This window comes from Methylobacterium bullatum, assembly GCF_014845095.1.
Classification (GTDB): Bacteria; Pseudomonadota; Alphaproteobacteria; order Rhizobiales; family Beijerinckiaceae; genus Methylobacterium; species Methylobacterium bullatum.
In genome coordinates this window covers 1-15480 of record NZ_NKUG01000022.1, presented here as the reverse complement: position 1 = coordinate 15480, position 15480 = coordinate 1, and the positions used below count along the sequence as shown (strand labels likewise).

The following is a 15480-nucleotide window of genomic DNA, read 5'->3' as shown; positions in this document are numbered from 1 at the left end:
TCATTTCGCTCCCTCAAGCACCACAGACGGTACCGACTCCCTGCACCACAGCACGATCGCAAAAACCACAGCGGTCGCGGCCGTAGCTCCGATAAGGGCGTTCGCGTAGCCCATGGACGAGGCCAGCCACATCGCGGTGCTCGCGATCATCATCTCGCCGAGCACATTGGCGCTCTGCAGCACTGCGACATCCGTTCCGGCTTGATTACCCTGTGCGCCAAAGCGCATGGCGAGGGTCGACGCGGCGACGGAGATCAGACCCGCGGCGGTTCCGAGCAGAACCGTGGCCGCACCCGCCAGAACCCACGATGGCGAGGCAGGGCCGGAGGCCGCCCACCACCATGCGATCAACGGAGCGAGAGCGACGAAAAGGCCGGCCAGCATGGTGTGCCAGAGCCCGAACCGCCTGATCGCGAAGGCAGCGAGGGGCGACCCGATCAACATCACCGTGGCGCTCGACAGAACGGCGATGGCCCCGATCTGCGAGACCATCCACCCTTTCTCGAGGAGGACCAACTTCGAAAGCCCGAAGCCGCCTGCATTTGCCACGCCGTAGCAGAGCGACAGCAACAAGATGGGCCCGAACCCTCTGCGCCGGATGATCGTTGGGAGGCGCGCCTTCCGCCGTGTACGGTCCGCCGGCCGGATGGATTCTCGCCAGGATAGTACAGGCAGGAGGCTCAGGAGGGCCACGGCCGCGAGCACGAGGAGTGCGGCCTGTACGCCCCATAAATCATGCAAAATGAGCGAGCCCCCTCCGCCGAGCATGGCGCCTGCCACGATCCCTCCGATCTGCAGCGCGTTCGCCACCCCAAGCGCTTCGTGCGGTAGAGCCTCCGCCGCAAAACCATCGGTCACGATGTTCTGGGTCGCGCCAGCGCAAGATCCGAGCAGCAGAAGGGCAGCGGTGATCGGCATGTTGCTGATGCCGAGCGGGACGAAGGCGAGCCCGACAAGCGAGATGACGAGCACCGCTTGCGTGGGGATCATCCAGCTCCTTCTGCGTCCAAGCCGCTTCGTCCACGTATTATCGACCAACGGACTCCATAGGAACTTGAGAATCCAAGGCAACGCCACGATCGGCGTGAGCGCAATGGTATCGAGTCCGATTCCTGCCTGACGCAGGAGTATCGGCAGAGCTTCGAAGGCGAACCCGATCGGTAAGCCCTGGGAGACGTAGAGCCCGGCGATCATGAGAAACGCCGAGCGGGATGCTTTATTCGCCATCGCCGGGGGGCCATCGGTCGCGCCGGATCGCATCATCGAAGGAGTGCCTACCATCGAGCCGCTACGATCAAGCCGAGCGTACGTCCCTGCGCGGCGACGCCGATGTTGGTTCCGCTGTAGTTAAAGTATTGCCGGAGGTAACGCTGGTCGAGCAGGTTCTTCGTCCAAAGCGTGGCGCTCCAGGTCCGGCCTTCGACGCCAAGCCGCGCATCGACGATGTGGGTGTCGGGTTGGCGGTAGCCGTTTTCAGGGGTGAATGAGTAAGTTGTCCGGTAGGCATACTTTACGGTGCCGACAAAATTCATGTCGTCCGTGATGGCGCTGACCCATCTCAAGCCGCCCTCGATGCTGGTTCGTGGCGCATAGGGGAGGGGGTTGCCGGAGTAAGTCTTGCCGAGCACCGTATCCACGAACGTGTCGTATCGCGCGTCGAGGTAGCCGTAACCCGCCGTCACCGTGAGATTGTCGGTCAGGCGCACCCCTCCTTCGACCTCGACGCCTTTGGAGGTCGCCGCCGCCGCGTTGCGGATCACACGCGTGAAGGGGGTCGTGTATAGGGAAGTCTGTAGGTCACTCCAGTCGATGTAGAAGAGTGAGCCGTTCAGGGTATAGCGACCGCCGTGCCACGAGTTCTTGGTGCCGATCTCGTACGAGGTCGTCGTCTCGGGCTGGTAGCGATTGGCGGTGCCGTCGGCCTCGATGTAAGGGCTGACTCCGCCTGCCTTGAAGCCGCGGCTGACCTTGGCGAAGACCTGCTTGTCCTCGGAGAGATGGTAGACCGCCGTCGCTTCCGGCGAGAGGTTGTCGAAGGCACTGTCGGCCGCGATCCGTCCAGGGGAGCCGAACGCGAAGGTTCCGCTCGGGCTCGAGATCTCGGATGTCGTGCTCTTCGTTTCGTGGGTATAGCGCAGGCCTCCGATCAGTTCGAAGCCATTGTCGAAGCGGTAAGCAATCTCTCCGAAGGCGGAGTAGGTATCGGTGTCCTGCTTGAAGACATCGCGGCTCCACAGTTCGCGCGGTACTGTTGCCATGTCGAAGAACTGTGCGGCGTTGAACCGCTCATGCATGTAGAACAGGCCGCCGGTCCAACGGAAGGGACCGGGCAGCGTGGAGGTGAAGCGAAGATCCTGGCTGAATTGCCTCTGCTCCTCCGTCTGTGCCTGCCCGTATAGCGGGGCTGCAGTAAAGTCACCGTCGAGCATCGTGTTGAGGCTGTGCCCACGAAGAGCCGTGATCGACGTGATCCGGAACGCGTCGAAGTCGTGGTCGACGCGGGCGGTGATGCCTCCGATATCGAGTTTGTTGTCGGGTTTGAAGTCGTGCATCGCCTTGAAGCGTTGGGCGAGAGGCAGCGGGGCGTACCAAAGTCCGCCATCGTCACGATTGCGGGAATAATCGAAAGACAGCCTGAGTTTCGTTGCCTCGCCAAGCGGCCCGGCGATGACGAACCGTGTCGCGAGGGCGTTGACGTCGCTGACATCCTCGCCGTTCGTCAGGTTCCGGATGTACCCATTCTGGCCGGTCCACGCTACGAAACCACGCGCGTTGAAGGCAGACGATCCCACATGCGTATCGAAGCCGGCCTGGAGCCGGCCGCTCGGGTAGCTACCGATCCCCGCCTCTGCCTCGACCCCTGGAACGGTTCCCGGATCCCGTAGGATGATGTTGACGGCACCTCCGATCGTATTCTTGCCGAAGAGTGTCGCCTGAGATCCGCGGATAACCTCGACGTTGCTGACGTCCGTGAGGAACGTCGGGTATCCAAACGGCCGCGCGATGTAGACATTATCTAGAAAGACGCCGACCGAAGGCTGTCTGTCGACACCAGCGTCCAGTCCCGGGGATCCGATGCCGCGGATCGTGAACGGACCGCCCTGTGAACTGAAGATGGCGTTGACGCTACGTTGCGCAACATCGTCCAGGGTATTGACTTTGCCGTATCCAAGATCGCGACTCGCTATGACGGTCGTCGCCGCAGGGAGCTTCTCGATTGCATCCGTCCGCTGATCCGAGGTGACCGTAATCGGATCCAGCGCGACCGAGGCTGTGTCATTTATTCTTGCGTTTTGAGCCGTCGCGTCTTGAGCGGCACAGATGCCAAGAGATACACTGCCGAACATTATAATACTTTTAAGATCGGTTCGCATCTTATGCTCCAGCTTGTCTTTTGCTCCTAGATTGCGTGGCTGGCCTCGACAAGGCTGCGGATGTTCGGGCTTCGGAGTCCTTTGTTCGGGAACCGGATCATTCGCGCGCGATGGGCAAACGGTGAGTGCGGCGCGTCGGTAGGCGCATTGCCTCAGTGCATATCGAACCTGAACGTTCGTCCAGGCTGCGGTGCCGCCGTGACGCGCGTTGGAATGCTGAATGGCCGGTAACGGAGGAGGGATCAGCCAACCCCGGAATCGTGGCGACGATGGAGGCCCCTCATTGACGCCAGAGAAGTAGAACAAGTTCGCCTGCACTGAAGGATGGGGCTCCCTCGTAATTGGTTTGCCGGGATGCTGCTGCCATTGGGGAAATGCACAATTCCTGATAGCATAAATCTCGTATCGGTTAGATTTTATCAAATCTAATTATAATTTTTTGACCGCGAGGAGCCTATAATTGAGGTCGTATCTGCCGGCGGCATCGAGGTGTTTCTTGGTGATCTGAGCGTTTCACGAGATGCGATCTGGGAAAGCGATCTCGGTCGAGGTTACTGGCTCGGCTCCATCCTCGATGGCACGGTGTCGGTCGAGCAGACCCGTTTCGGTCGTACATGCTGGGAGCCGGGTAGCGCCGTGGCCTTCTACACGAGCGAGGCGATCCAGGTGCAGCACCGTGCCTTGAAGGATGGAAATCTCTCGGCCGTTTTCGTGCGGATCCCGGATGCCAGCATCGATGACCTTCTCGGCGAGGACGGTCGTCGCCTCCTTGAGAGTGATCATTCCTGCCGCTCGGATCCGTGCCCGGGTGTCATCAGTGCCATCGCCTGGCAGATGCGCGCCTCCACCCTTACAGGAATAGCACGTCGCTGTTTTCTCGTGGCCAAGGCCCTGGAATGCGTCTCGCAGTCGATCCAGCAAACGCAGAACCGCTGTCCGCTCCGCTCCATCGCCCCACGGGCCTACGCTTGGTCAGCGCGCGACATCGAGCGGTTCTACGAAGCGCGGGCCATCCTGCTCGATGCGCTCGCCTCGCCACCGCCCGTCGCCGAACTGGCTCGCAGTGTCGGTGTGAATGCGCGGAAGCTGTCGGACGGGTTCCGCGATCTCTTCGGGGAGCCGATCTACGCCTTCGTCAAAAACCGCCGCTTCGAAGAGGCGAAACGTATGATCGAGGCCGGCGAGCATTCCATCGGCCATGTCGCGCGAACCATGGGGTATCAGCAGCAACATTTCTCCACTGAGTTCCGGCACCGCTATGGCGTCGCTCCCAAGTCGTTGCGCGCCAAGCAGTCACGCCACACCGAAGATTGATCTTAAACGCAAACAACCGATACCCGATCGCGAACATCCAGGTCGTTGAGGTAAGCAATTTTAGAATATAGTTAGTTCTTATGAAGGCTTCGAAAAAAAGCAAAATTTTTATCTGAGAGGTAAATACAATTCTCATATGATAGTTATATTTTAAAGTATAACCATAACAGTTAAGATTAGCTTCGGCAAATCGGATCTTCAAGCGAGTTGCAAGTGCAGACTGCTGGACACGCATGACCAGCCAACGGTGATCGCCCAGCGGCTACCCGCCCGATGACCACCAAGTCATGGAAATCGACATGATATGATGATCGCTTCCGAGCAGACTTTCCTTCAACCGCCAGAGGTTGTGGAGGCCTACCAGCGACGCGGCTATTGGCAGAAGGAGACGCTGGGCGAATCCCTGCGTCGCTGGTCCGAGGCTTATAAAGACCACGTTGCCTTGACAGATCACCGGGGCGAAATGAGCTTTGCCGCGCTTGATCGGCGCGCTGATCGCCTTGCCGGCGGCCTGCACGAACTCGGCATCACGGCGGGAGACCGCGTGTTGCTTCAACTGCCGAACGGAGCAAACTTCGTCGCGCTCAGCTTCGCTCTGTTCCGGCTCGGCGCACTTCTAATCTTCGTGCTGCCGGCCCAACGCATCAATGATCTCGACGGCTTGCGCCGGAACGCGCAGCCGGTCGCCTATGTCTGCAAGGACCGGTTCCTCGGCTTCGACTACTGCGCGATGGGGGTGGAGTTGGTGGCGCGTCACGCCTGTCTGCGTAACATCATCGTTGACGGCGAAGCTCGCCAGTGTTGCAATCTCGATGGACTCGACGGCGATCCCCCGACGGGTGTTGCTCCGCGTCCCACCGAAATCGCCTGCCTACTGCTGTCCGGCGGCACCACGGGGACACCCAAGCTGATCCCGCGCAGCCATGCCGACTACGCCTACAACGCCCGCGCCTCGGTAGAGCTCTGCGGCTTCTCGTCTGACACAGTCTATCTCACGGCGCTGCCGGCGGCACACAACTTCACCCTGGCATGCCCTGGCATCCTCGGCACGCTGTCCTGCGGCGGCCGGATCGTGATGGCGCGGACTCCGGGCGGGGATGAAACCTTCCCGGTGATCGCTCGGCAGAAGGTAACGGTGACCTCCCTCGTCGCAGCCTTGGTCTCGTTGTGGCTGCAGCAGCGCGAATGGGACGACAGCGATCTATCGAGCCTGCGGCTTCTTCAAGTCGGCGGCGCGCGCCTTTCCCCGGAGGTCGCCCGGCAGATCGGCCCGGCATTAGCACTACTTTGGCAGAGTGACGGAACGATGTAGGATTCTTGCGGATTCGCATGCCACGACGATGTTCGCGGGTGATCGCGATGTCCGGTGCTGGCGGGTGGCGTGACGATCTGGAGCGGTGGCTGCAGCCGTTCCTGGCGGGACTGTCGCATCCGGCACGCCGGGCGATGTGCCCGCTCTACGTGGCCGGGCTGATCGGCTTGGGCGACCGCAAGAGCGTCCAGCCGATGGCGGCGCGGGCTGATGGGGTTCCCTACGATCGGTTGCACCACTTCATCGCGGCCGGGATCTGGGATGAAGCGCCGCTGCAGCAGGCGCTTCTCTGCGAGGCCGATCGCCTGGCCGGCGGTTCGGATGCGATCCTCGTCGTCGACGACACCGCCTTGCCGATGAAGGGGAATCGCTCTGTCGGGGTTGCGCCGCAATACGCCACGACGCTGGGCAAGACCGCCAACTGCCAGACGCTGGTCTCGCTTACGCTGGCGCGTGGCGAGGTGCCCGTGGCTGTGGGACTGCGACTGTTCCTGCCCGAGATCTGGACGGGGGACCCGGACCGGATGGCCCGGGCCGGCGTGCCCGAGGACCAGCGCGCGGCCCGCAGCAAGCTGGAGATCGCGGTTGCGGAGATCGACCGGGTCCGAGCGGGTGGCGTGCGCTTCGGCTGCGTGCTGGCGGATGCGGGTTACGGCTGCTCCGCCCCGTTCCGGCAAGCCCTGAGCGAGTGTGGCTTGAGATGGGCCGTCGGGATCACGGGACGCAACAAGGTCTACCCGGCCGACGTGGCGATGATTTTCCCCGTCGCAGGGCGGGGGCGACCCCGCCAGCGTCACGTGCCGGATCAGGTCTCGGTCTCGGCCAAGACGATCCTGGGGGACATGACCGGCCGATCCGTGACGTGGCGAGACGGCACCAAAGGGCGGCTGCGAGCTCGCTTCTGTGGGCTGCGCGTCCGGATGGCCGATGGTCCGACGCAGCGGATCGGCACAAACGGCAACCAGCACCTGCCCGGGGAGGCTGTCTGGCTGGTGCGTGAGAAGCGTGGCTCGGGCGAGCGCAAGTTCTACCTCTCGAACCTGCCGGCCGATGCGACCCTCAAGCAGCTCGCCGCTACGATCAAGGCGCGCTGGATCTGCGAGCAGGCGCATCAGCAGATGAAGGACGAGCTCGGCCTCGACCACTTCGAGGGCGGCTCGTGGACCGGGCTGCATCGACACGCCCTGATGACGATGATCGCCTACGCCTTCCTTCAGTCCCTACGTCTCGCAGCGGCGGGGCGGAAAAGAGAATCGCCCGCCCACCACCCCAGCCCTCGATGCCGGCGACCCGACAGGCCATCCTGGATCACCTCAGCCGGCCACCACCGCGGCGATGCCCGCACTGTGATGCCGTACTCCACCGGCCTCCCTGAAATCAGTCTGCCAAAGTAGTGCTAGTCAAGGGATACGCCGATTCGCGTATCTTGCTTCCGCATCGCTTCCACAGACCCACAAGGGCCTCGGTAAAAGTCAGCTAAGTCATTGAATTTATTGGCGCACCCGACACGATTCGAACGTGTGACCTTTGCCTTCGGAGGGCAACGCTCTATCCAGCTGAGCTACGGGTGCTGACCGTGGACGACACCTAACCCAAGCCGTGGCTGCGCGCAACAATGTCGTTGGCCATGGGACATTCGAAGCGATGCCCGGGCGGCCAGGGGATGTCGCCAAGCTGCCGATGTTCGGCAACGATACGGGGCTCGGCGGCAATCAATACCGGCATGAGCAGGCTTCCCCTCCTGTCCGGCCATCCCGTCGACGCGGTCATCGCGGGCGGGCGTGGCCGGGCGCATCGGCTGGCGCAGACTCGCCTGCCGGGACGACGCGGCAGGCCGCCATCGCCCGCACGCACAGGCAGCCATTCCCGCCTTATCCTCTTTGAGCGAGGGCATCCGGCCCTCCGTCGTCTCGACGATCAAGAGCCGGATCACTCTGGTCTTCGTGGAGCAGTACCGCAAATCTGCGCTCCGGCTCGCCGATTGCTTCGTCGTGCTCTCACGCGGCTTGGTCGAACGGGGCATGCGGGAGAGCTTGGACCACGCCGCCCTCGCCCGGCACATCGCCGTCTGACCATCAGATCTCCGAAAGGCTCCCTCATGCCGACGCATTACGAGATTCCCGCGACACCCGACACGATGGTGCTCGGCTATTTCGACGCCGCTCTGCCGCCGGTCCTGGAGATCGAGTCCGGCGATACCGTCACGCTCCACTCGTTTCCGGCCGGCGGCAAGGAATCGCTCCATCCCGATCCGGCCAGGGTGCCGGCCGATTATCTCGCGGCCCTCGACACGCTGGCCTCCGGCCCCGGACCGCATTTCGTGACCGGCCCGGTCCATGTCCGCGGGGCCGAACCCGGCGACGTGCTCCAGGTCGACATCCTCGATCTGAAATTCCGCATGGATTGGGGCTTCGTGGCGATCCTGCCTCTGCTCGGCACCCTGCCGGACGAGTTCACCGACTACGAGACGATCCATCCCGACATCGACGTCGCCCGCGGCGTCGCGATCCTGCCCTGGGGCGCCGAGCTGCCCCTCGATCCGTTCTTCGGGATCATGGGCACGGCGCCTCCCGCCGCCTGGGGGAGGGTCGGCTCTCCGGTCCCTCGCGCCTTCGGCGGAAACATGGACAACAAGGAGCTCAAGGTCGGCACGTCGCTCTATCTGCCCGTCTTCAATCCCGGCGCCGGATTCTATGCCGGGGACGGCCACGGCGTGCAGGGCGACGGCGAGGTCTGCATCACCGCCCTCGAGACGGGGCTTTCGGGCACCTTCCGGCTCACCGTGCGCAAGGATCTCGGCTATGCGTGGCCCTTCGCCGAGACGCCCACCGATCTCATGACGATCGGCCTGCATGAGAGCCTCGACGAAGCCATGCGCCAGGCGGTGCGCGAGATGGTCCGTCACGTCTGCGCACGCAGCGGACTGACCCGCAATCAGGCCTACATGCTGTGCTCGTTGGCCGGCAATCTGCGCATCACGCAGACGGTCGACGGCAACAAGGGCGTCCACATGCTGCTGCCGAAAAGCGCCTTGTCCGCGCCGGGCTGAGCCGCAGATGAGCGCGCCCCTCGAGGTCGGTTCACCGGTCGGGATGTCGCCGCCGGCGCGCTCCCGTCGCAGAGCCGACGGGAGGAGCCGCGCGCCTACCCCTTCCCCTCCACCACGTCCGATTTGTGCGGGCGCAGTTCCGGCGCGCCCTGGTCGATCTCGGCCTCCACGGGGGCCGAGCGGCTTTCCACGCGGGTGCTGTCGACGAAGATGCGCGCTTCGCCCTCCTTCAGCCCAAGGCTGCGCAGGGCGTAGAGCGTCATCCCGTAGGCGAGTTCGCGCTCGGCCATGAGGACGAGGCCGACGCGCTGCTCCTCGAAATAGTGGCGCTCGCCATCGTTGTGGGTGCGCACCAGCGTGTCGATGCCGGGATTGGCCTCGCGGGCGAGTTCGACGAGGCGCCGCGCCGTATGCGGTTCGGGCGACGCGATCACGATGAGCTTCGCCTGTCCGATATCGGCGGCTTCGAGGATGCCGGGCGCGGTGGCGTCCCCGAACACCGCCTCGACGCCGTCCTTGCGCAGGTCGAGGACGCGGCGGCGGTCGCGGTCGATCACGAGGTAGGGCATGTCCCAGGTGGCGAAGGCGTTGGCGATGGTGCTGCCGACACGGCCGTAGCCGATGACGATGGCGTGGCCGCGATGGGGTTTGGCCTCCTCGGTGACGGCCATCGCCGCAGCACCTCGCCGCTCGAACCGGGCCGCGAGGTCCGGCCGCTCGGCGAAGAAGCGCGTCGCCCGGTCGGCCAGCACGAAGAACAGCGGGTTGAGGGTGATGGAGAGGATGGCGCCGCCGAGAATGAGATCGCGCCCCTCGGTAGGGAGCAGCTTCAGCGAGAGCCCGAGGCTGACGAGGATGAACGAGAACTCGCCGATCTGCGCCAGACTTGCCGCGATGGTGAGGGCCGTGCCGATGGGATGCTTGAAGGCCAGCACGATGGCCACGGCGGCAAGCGATTTGCCGAGGAGGATGATGCCGAGGACGGCGAGGACCGAGAGCGGTTCGCGCAGGAGGATGCCGGGGTCGAACAGCATGCCCACGGAGACGAAGAACAGAACCGCGAAGGCATCCTGCAGCGGCAGGGAATCGGCGGCCGCCTGATGGCTGAGGTCGGATTCGGCCAGCACCATGCCGGCGAAGAAGGCGCCCAGCGCGAAGGAGACCCCGAAGAGCTCGGCCGATCCGAAGGCGATGCCCAGCGCCAAGGCGAGGACCGCCAGGGTGAAGAGCTCACGCGAGCCGGTGCGGGCCGCCTGATCGAGGAGCCAGGGCACCACGCGGCGCCCGCCCACCAGCATCACCAGGGCGAACACCGCGACCTTGGCCAGCGTCAGCGCCAGGGTGAGCCAGATGTTGCCGTCGGCGACATGGTGGGCCGCGCCGTCGCCGGTTCCCCCGAGGGACGGCGCGAGGGCGGGGAGCAGAACCAAGGCGAGGACCATGGCGAGATCCTCGACGATGAGCCACCCCACCGCGATGCGGCCCTTGTCGCTGTCGAGGAGCCGACGCTCCTCCAGCGCCCGCAGCAGCACCACGGTACTCGCCACCGACAAGGCGAGGCCGAAGACGAGGCCGGCACCGATCCCCCAGCCCCAGAGATGCGCCAGCAGGCCGCCCATGGCGGTAGCGGCCACTATCTGCACGATGGCCCCCGGCAGGGCGATGGTGCGCACCGCCATCAGGTCCTTGATCGAGAAGTGCAGGCCAACGCCGAACATCAGCAGGATCACGCCGATCTCCGCGAGCTGGCTCGCGAGTTGGCTGTTGCCGACGAAGCCGGGCGTGTACGGCCCCACGAGCACGCCCGCGAGGAGATAACCGACCAGGGGAGGCAGCCGCAGGCGTTGGGCCAACATCCCGCAGGCGAAGGCCAACACGAGACCGAGGGCGATGATGGCAATCAGCTCTGTCGCGTGCGGCACGGGGCGGTCGTGTCCTCGTTTGGGAAATTTCGCGAAAACGGTGAGGGCAACGGCGGCCGAGGGCAAGCGCCGAATGGCGGCTCGTAACCGCAGACGGGTTGACAGTCCGTGCCCGGGAGCACGCACCGTGCCGAACGGCGCCCCGGCGGTTCCCCCGCGGTCTTCTCTGTACACTGCAAGACCGTTCTATGCCCTGACGGACCGTCGGGGGCGCTGCATGAAACCCTCCGCCTGCCGGAAGGTTGTCGAAGCGAATTGTATTCACTTTCCGCTCCACAGGACGAACCGCCGATGGCCGAACCACATCACGAACCGGCGGGAGCGGCGGGCTCTGCACAAGCGGGCTCCACCCTATGGACGCTGGGGCTCGTGACCGCGCTCGTCGGTCTCGTCGTCCTGCCGAAGAAGGGCACACGGCCATCCTCGTCCGGGTCATTGTCGGACCCGTCTCCATCCGCCCCGCGCACGAGCGAGCCCTCCCCCTCCCATGAGGGGAGGGACGCCAAGCATGTCGCCAGGACCGAGACCGAACGGGGGCGGCAGGCATCCAAGCCCTCGGAAATCCCGGCCAAGGGCTGGAAGGACATCGGCCTGCGGGTCTTCCACGATGTCGGCGAGAACAACCTCGTCTCCGTGGCCGCCGGTGTGACCTTCTACGTTCTGCTAGCGATCTTCCCGGCCATTGCGGCCCTGGTCGCCTGCTACGGGCTGGTGGCGGATGTCGCGACCATCAACGACCACCTCCAGAACCTCCAGGGAGTCATCCCGTCCGGTGCTCTCGACATCGTCGGCGAACAGGTGAAGCGCATTGCGGAGAAGGGTGACACTACCCTGGGCCTGACGTTCTTCACCGGTCTGGCCTTGTCGATCTGGAGCGCCAATGGCGGGATGAAGGCGGTCTTCCAGGCCCTCAACATCGTCTACGAGGAGCGCGAGACCCGGAACTTCTTCTGGCTCAACCTGCGCTCCCTCACCTTCACGGCGGGCGCCCTGCTGTTCATCGTGCTGGCCCTGGTGGGCATCGTCGTGGTGCCGGCGGTGATCAACGTCGTCGGCCTTAGCGCGGAGGCCTGGTACATCTCGCTCCTGCGCTGGCCGGTGCTGCTGATGGCGGTGCTCGCCGGTCTCGCCCTGCTCTACCGCTACGGTCCGAGCCGGGATGCGCCGCGCTGGCGCTGGGTCACCTGGGGCAGCGCCATCGCCGGCGTGCTCTGGCTCGTGGGCTCGCTGGGCTTCTCATGGTACGTCTCCAATTTCGGCAAGTACAACGAGACCTATGGCTCCCTCGGTGCCGTCGTCGGCTTCATGACCTGGATCTGGATCTCGACCACGATCGTGCTGCTCGGCGCCGAGATCAACGCCGAGATGGAGCACCAGACCGAGATCGACACCACGGTGGGACGCGAACAGCCGCTCGGAACGCGCGACGCCCGCATGGCCGACACGGTGGGCGCCGCGCGCTGAGCGGCACCACCGTGTCCCCTCGCCCGGATCAGCCCTTGTAGCTGATCCGGTAGACGATCCCGTGCTGGTCGTCGCCAAGGAAAAGGCTTCCATCCTTGGCCACCGCCAGACCGAACGGCCGGGCGAAGCGCGACCAGCCGCTCGGGCCGCCCTCGGTGAGGAAGCCCGACACGAACGGGGTGATCGACGTCGGACGCCCCTTCTCGAAATGCACGCGCAGAACCTCGTAGCCGCTCGGCGGCTTGCGGTTCCAAGAGCCGTGCATGGTGACGAAGGCGTCGCCCTTGTATTCGGCCGGGAACTGCGCGCCGTCGTAGAAGGCGAACTGCATCGAGGAGGCGTGCGCCGTCCAGGTGAGCACCGGCCGTTCGCTGTCCTTGTCCCACTGCTCAAGGGAGCTTTTGGGGACCTCGCGATAGAGGTTCTTGATGCCGGCGCCGAAGATGTAGGGCCAGCCGTATTTCTTGCCCGGCTCGATCCGGTTCAGCTCCTCCGGCGTCTCGTCGTCGCCGAGCCAGTCGACGCCGTCGTCCCAGCCGTAGAGGGCCTTCGTCCCGGGCTCCCAGGCAAAACCGATGGTGTTGCGGAGTCCCGAGGCGACGATTTCCCGGCCCGACCCGTCCGGCTTCATCCGCACCATCGTGGCGTTCTCGGGGTTGCGCTCCTCGCATTCGTTGCAGGTGGAACCGAGGCTGGCATAGAGCCAGCCGTCCGGCCCGAAGCCGATGGTGCGGTTCGGGTGCTGGCCGGCATCGGGCAAGTCGGAGACGAGCCTCGTCTCGGGGCCCAGGCTGCCGTCCGCCTTCATCGGCGCGGAGAAGATCTCCTTCACCGTCACGTAGAACAGGGTGCCGTCATGGATGGCGAGGCCGTGCACGTCCGGCTTCTTCAGGACGACCTGCCGCTTTGACGCGTCTGCCGCATCGATCCGGGTGACCGTGCCGGCATCGCGGTCGCTGACGTAGAGCGCCCCGTCGGGGGACACGACGATGACGCGCGGCGCGCCGAGATCGCGGGCGAAGGCCTCGATTCTGAACCCTGCGGGGAGCTTCAGGCCCGCGATCCGTTCCGGTGTCGCCTCGAGCGGCGCGGCCTTCACCACATGGGCCTCGATCGTCGCGGTGCCGGGATTCTGGAGCGCCTGAGCGAGGACCGGCAGAGGGGCGGCGGAGAGGGCGAGGGTCAGGGCGAGATGCGCCGGGCGGCGGATCTGAATCATGTGGGACACTATCCGGGGCTAGGAGGGATGCATCGGGAACGCGGACCCGGAATCGGCTGTTCCGGCACGCGACACTTGCACTCGTTCTCTCGCGCGACCGCTCGCAGCCTCTTCAGCAAAGCCCGGTCTTGCGCTATCGTCGCCGCATGGATTCTAGGACGGCCATCGATATCCTTCGTGCACATGAAGGCGAGTTGCAGCGGCGCGGCGTTCGTCACGCCGCTCTATTCGGCTCTGTCGCGCGCGGCGAGAGCCATGCCGGAAGCGATATCGATGTGATGATCGAAATCGACGAGACGACGATCCGCAGCGTTTACGATTATGTCGGCGTGATCGACTTCATCGGCGAGCTTTTCCCGATCTCCGTCGACGTGTCCAACAAGGACATGCTCAAGCCGCATGTTCGCCCTGCGGCGGAACGCGACGCCATCCATGCTTTCTGAGCGCGGCCGACGCGCGCTTCTCGGGATCGTGGAGAACATCGAGGCGGCACAGGATTTCGTCGTCGGATTACGCCTCGATGAGTTTTCGACCGACCGGCGTAATCTTTATGCCGTCTCGCGCTGTCTGGAGATCGTCTCCGAGGCGAGCCGCCGCGTCGATGCGGGGACGCGAGAACGGCATCCGCACATCGCTTGGCGGCAGATCGCCAACGCAGGCAATGTTTATCGCCACGAATACGATATCGTATCGCCCGGCATGATCTGGCGGACCGTCCAGGAGGACCTTCCGGACCTCCTGATCGTCTGCAGGGCCGAGCTGACGCGATCGCCCGGCAGGTGATGACGGGTCCGGCGACCACCTTCCCTTTCTCCGACACGATTGCGCAATGACCAGCACGCCGACTTCTCCCTCCGCCCCCGTCGGCCCCGGCGATCAGATCATCCTGGTGGACGGGTCGTCCTTCATCTTCCGGGCCTACTTCCAGTCGATCAACCAGGACCAGAAGTACAACACCCGCCCCTCGGACGGGCTGCCCACGGGGGCGGTCCGGCTGTTCTGCACCAAGATCGCCCAGTTCGTTCAGGACGGGGCGGCGGGGATCAAGCCGACGCATCTGGCCATCGTGTTCGACAAGTCCGAGGGCTCGTTCCGCAAGGAGCTCTTCCCCGACTACAAGGGCCACCGCCCCGACGCGCCCGACGACCTCAAGCGCCAGATGCCGCTGATGCGCGAGGCGGTGCGCGCCTTCGGCCTTCAACCCATCGAGTTGGAGCGCTACGAGGCCGACGACCTCATCGCCACCTATTCGCGCCAGGCCGAAGCGCGGGGCGCCGGCGTCATCATCGTGTCCTCCGACAAGGACCTGATGCAGCTCGTCGGGCCGCTGGTGCGGTTCTACGATTTCGAATCCGGCGTGAAGGGCAAGCCCGGCCACCGGCCCGAGCGCAACCTCGACCTCGACGCCATCATCGCCAAGTGGGAAGGCCTGCAGCCGAACCAGATCGGCGACGCCCTGGCACTCATCGGCGACACGTCCGACAACGTGCCCGGCGTGCCCGGCATCGGACTCAAGACGGCCGCCGCGCTCATCAAAGAATACGGCAGCCTCGACGCGCTGCTGGAACGGGCGGGCGAGATCAAGCAGCCCAAGCGCCGCGAGACGCTTCTGGCCAGTATCGACCAGGCGAAGCTCTCGCGCCGGCTGGTGGCGCTGGAAGAGAACGTACCTCTCCCCATCGCCCTCGACGACCTGCGCCTGCCGGCCCCCGACCCGCAAAAGCTCGTCGGCTTCCTCAAGGCGATGGAGTTCAACCCCCTCCCCCGCCGCATCGCCTCGATGCTGCATGTGGACCCCGAGAAGGTGAAGCCCGACCCCGCCCTGC

At 64.7% G+C, this 15480-nt stretch carries 12 protein-coding genes, 1 tRNA gene and 1 pseudogene; 9 read left to right on the top strand and 5 right to left on the bottom strand.

The annotated features are described in order from the left end of the window. Complete coding sequence (locus tag MBTS_RS02970; protein WP_192215052.1) at positions 1 to 1194, bottom strand: MFS transporter; 1194 nt, start codon at positions 1192 to 1194, stop codon at positions 1 to 3. Between the two features lie 80 nt (positions 1195 to 1274). Further along, positions 1275 to 3374, bottom strand: coding sequence for a TonB-dependent receptor (locus tag MBTS_RS02965; protein WP_192215051.1), 2100 nt, complete (start codon positions 3372 to 3374; stop codon positions 1275 to 1277). Positions 3375 to 4010: 636 nt separating this feature from the next. Here MBTS_RS02965 and MBTS_RS02960 point away from each other — a divergent pair. The 3 genes and pseudogenes from MBTS_RS02960 (at position 4011) to MBTS_RS02950 (ending at position 7350) form a co-directional block, all read left to right on the top strand. After that, complete coding sequence (locus tag MBTS_RS02960; protein ID WP_192215050.1) at positions 4011 to 4688, top strand: helix-turn-helix domain-containing protein; 678 nt, start codon at positions 4011 to 4013, stop codon at positions 4686 to 4688. A 304-nt stretch (positions 4689 to 4992) separates the two neighbouring features. Further along, positions 4993 to 6000, top strand: a complete 1008-nt coding sequence (locus MBTS_RS02955; protein WP_147830698.1) for an AMP-binding protein — start codon at positions 4993 to 4995, stop codon at positions 5998 to 6000. A gap of 47 nt (positions 6001 to 6047) precedes the next feature. Next, positions 6048 to 7350 (top strand): annotated as a pseudogene (locus MBTS_RS02950) (IS701 family transposase). A 144-nt stretch (positions 7351 to 7494) separates the two neighbouring features. On the opposite strand, the gene MBTS_RS02945 reads toward MBTS_RS02950, so the two are convergent. Continuing rightward, positions 7495 to 7571: transfer RNA gene (locus MBTS_RS02945), tRNA-Arg, on the bottom strand. 210 nt (positions 7572 to 7781) lie between these two features. On the opposite strand from MBTS_RS02945, the gene MBTS_RS02940 reads away from it, so the two are divergent. Beyond that, positions 7782 to 8072 carry a hypothetical protein gene (locus MBTS_RS02940; protein WP_192215049.1) on the top strand — a complete coding sequence of 97 codons (291 nt, stop codon included), beginning with the start codon at positions 7782 to 7784 and terminating at the stop codon, positions 8070 to 8072. A 26-nt stretch (positions 8073 to 8098) separates the two neighbouring features. Then, on the top strand, positions 8099 to 9049 hold the full coding sequence (locus MBTS_RS02935; protein WP_192215048.1) for an acetamidase/formamidase family protein: 951 nt from the start codon (positions 8099 to 8101) through the stop codon (positions 9047 to 9049). Positions 9050 to 9144: 95 nt separating this feature from the next. Here MBTS_RS02935 and MBTS_RS02930 read toward each other — a convergent pair whose 3' ends face one another. Beyond that, positions 9145 to 10971, bottom strand: a complete 1827-nt coding sequence (locus MBTS_RS02930; RefSeq protein ID WP_056141015.1) for a monovalent cation:proton antiporter-2 (CPA2) family protein — start codon at positions 10969 to 10971, stop codon at positions 9145 to 9147. 291 nt (positions 10972 to 11262) lie between these two features. Between MBTS_RS02930 and MBTS_RS02925 the strand changes: the two genes are divergently transcribed. Then, positions 11263 to 12435 carry a YihY/virulence factor BrkB family protein gene (locus MBTS_RS02925; protein ID WP_192215047.1) on the top strand — a complete coding sequence of 391 codons (1173 nt, stop codon included), beginning with the start codon at positions 11263 to 11265 and terminating at the stop codon, positions 12433 to 12435. Between the two features lie 28 nt (positions 12436 to 12463). Here MBTS_RS02925 and MBTS_RS02920 read toward each other — a convergent pair whose 3' ends face one another. Next, on the bottom strand, positions 12464 to 13654 hold the full coding sequence (locus MBTS_RS02920) for a PQQ-dependent sugar dehydrogenase (protein WP_192215046.1): 1191 nt from the start codon (positions 13652 to 13654) through the stop codon (positions 12464 to 12466). A gap of 128 nt (positions 13655 to 13782) precedes the next feature. Here MBTS_RS02920 and MBTS_RS02915 point away from each other — a divergent pair, with 128 nt between their 5' ends. The 3 genes from MBTS_RS02915 to MBTS_RS02905 all read left to right on the top strand — a co-directional run. Further along, positions 13783 to 14097 carry a nucleotidyltransferase family protein gene (locus tag MBTS_RS02915; protein WP_238253842.1) on the top strand — a complete coding sequence of 105 codons (315 nt, stop codon included), beginning with the start codon at positions 13783 to 13785 and terminating at the stop codon, positions 14095 to 14097. Next, entirely contained in the window at positions 14087 to 14437 is a 351-nt protein-coding gene (locus tag MBTS_RS02910) for a HepT-like ribonuclease domain-containing protein (RefSeq protein WP_192215045.1), read from the top strand. Before MBTS_RS02915 ends, MBTS_RS02910 begins: the two co-directional genes overlap by 11 nt. Positions 14438 to 14483: 46 nt before the next feature. Continuing rightward, on the top strand, positions 14484 to 15480 hold a 997-nt coding region (locus MBTS_RS02905), incomplete at its 3' end, for a 5'-3' exonuclease (RefSeq protein ID WP_280529907.1).

What these genes read in the sequence shown, in the direction of transcription:
- MBTS_RS02970 (WP_192215052.1), bottom strand. Translation starts at nt 1,194, where the DNA reads ATGATCGCCGGGCTCTACGTCTCCCAGGGCTTACCGATCGGGTTCGCC.
- MBTS_RS02965 (WP_192215051.1), bottom strand. Translation starts at nt 3,374, where the DNA reads ATGCGAACCGATCTTAAAAGTATTATAATGTTCGGCAGTGTATCTCTT.
- MBTS_RS02955 (WP_147830698.1), top strand. Translation starts at nt 4,993, where the DNA reads ATGATGATCGCTTCCGAGCAGACTTTCCTTCAACCGCCAGAGGTTGTG.
- MBTS_RS02935 (WP_192215048.1), top strand. Translation starts at nt 8,099, where the DNA reads ATGCCGACGCATTACGAGATTCCCGCGACACCCGACACGATGGTGCTC.
- MBTS_RS02925 (WP_192215047.1), top strand. Translation starts at nt 11,263, where the DNA reads ATGGCCGAACCACATCACGAACCGGCGGGAGCGGCGGGCTCTGCACAA.
- MBTS_RS02920 (WP_192215046.1), bottom strand. Translation starts at nt 13,654, where the DNA reads ATGATTCAGATCCGCCGCCCGGCGCATCTCGCCCTGACCCTCGCCCTC.
- MBTS_RS02910 (WP_192215045.1), top strand. Translation starts at nt 14,087, where the DNA reads ATGCTTTCTGAGCGCGGCCGACGCGCGCTTCTCGGGATCGTGGAGAAC.